Raw genomic sequence first — 1,577 nt, forward strand, 5'->3', positions numbered from 1 at the left:
AAAAATTTTGTATCAAAAATCTTGAAAAATTGACTAAGGCACAAAACGTACAGGCTCGGCAATCACTTGTTGGGCGCGTTCAGCGACTTTATCAAAGCGGTGAATGCTGTTACCTTGGTTGTCAACAGCGACGGTCACAGGCATATCTTCTACTTCAAACTCATAAATCGCTTCCATGCCTAGCTCTGGGAAAGCAAGCACTTTAGCGCCTTTGATAGCTTTTGATACCAAGTAGGCGGCACCGCCCACTGCAATGAGATAAATTGCGCCATGTTTGGCAATGACTTCACAGGTCGCAGGACTACGCTCGGATTTACCAATCATCCCAATCAAGCCTTGATCCAAGATTGTGTCGGTGAATTTATCCATACGCGTTGAGGTGGTGGGACCCGCCGGACCGACCACTTCATCACCAACGGCGTCGACAGGACCGACATAATAAATAAAGCGATTTTGTAAATCCACGGGTAGCGCTTCGCCTTTGGCAAGCATATCGACCATGCGTTTATGGGCGGCATCACGACCCGTCAAGATTTTACCACTAAGTAGTAAGGTATCACCGATGTTAAACTGACCTAAGGTTTCTTTGGTTAAGTCGTTAACATTGACTTTAATCACATCATCGGAGCCAAAGGACACTTCTGGCCAATCTGATAGTGAAGGTACCGGCAAGGCAGCTTCCCCTTGACCGTCTAGGGTAAAGTGAATATGACGAGTTGCCGCACAGTTTGGAATCATGGCAACCGCTTTGCTTGCGGCATGGGTAGGAAAGTCTAGTACTTTCACATCCAGCACGGTAGTCAAGCCGCCAAGACCTTGGGCGCCAACGCCAAGCTCGTTCACTTTGTCATACATATTGAGACGTAAGCGCTCAACGCTATCAAGCTCGGCGCCGCTTTGGGCTTTGGCTTGTAAATCATGGATATCGATGTGTTCCATGAGTGAGCGTTTGGCGAGCATCATGGCTTTTTCTGGCGTGCCGCCGACACCGATACCTAAAATACCAGGTGGGCACCAACCTGCCCCCATTTGGGGAACGGTTTTTAACACCCATTCTTCAATCGAGTCCGAGGGGTTTAGCATGGCAAATTTTGCTTTGTTTTCTGAACCGCCACCTTTTGCGGCACAAATCACATCAACTTTGTCACCCGGTACCACGCTCATGTGAACCACCGCTGGCGTGTTGTCTTTGGTATTTTGACGTTTGCCAATTGGGTCTACTAAGATGGATGCCCGTAGTGGGTTGTCGGGATTGTTGTAAGCACGGCGCACCCCTTCATTAACCATGTCTTCAACGCTCATCGCTGAGCCTTGCAAGTCCCATTGCACGTTCATACCGATATCAAGGAACACCACCGCACTACCAGTATCTTGGCAAATCGGACGATGACCCATCGCTGACATACGGCTATTGGTGAGGATTTGCCCCATGGCGTTTTTGGCAGATTGGTTGGTTTCTTTTTGCCATGCTTCATATACAGCATCAACGAAGTCTTTTGGGTGATAATAACTGATGTATTGAAAGGCGTTGGCGATAGAATTGATAAAGTCGTCTTTCTTGATGACGGTCATTGGCT

1 protein-coding gene is annotated in these 1,577 nt (G+C 48.1%); it reads right to left on the reverse strand.

Going from position 1 to position 1,577, the window contains the following annotated elements:
• Positions 1-33: 33 nt before the first annotated feature.
• Positions 34-1,572, reverse strand: a complete 1,539-nt coding sequence (locus tag RT034_RS10830) for a fumarate hydratase (RefSeq protein WP_188875624.1) — start codon at positions 1,570-1,572, stop codon at positions 34-36.
• Between the last annotated feature and the right edge of the window lie 5 nt (positions 1,573-1,577).

The organism is Moraxella sp. CTOTU48841 (genome assembly GCF_032061225.1).
GTDB classification, from domain to species: domain Bacteria; phylum Pseudomonadota; class Gammaproteobacteria; order Pseudomonadales; family Moraxellaceae; genus Faucicola; species Faucicola cinerea.

What these genes read in the sequence shown, in the direction of transcription:
- RT034_RS10830 (WP_188875624.1), bottom strand. Translation starts at nt 1,572, where the DNA reads ATGACCGTCATCAAGAAAGACGACTTTATCAATTCTATCGCCAACGCC.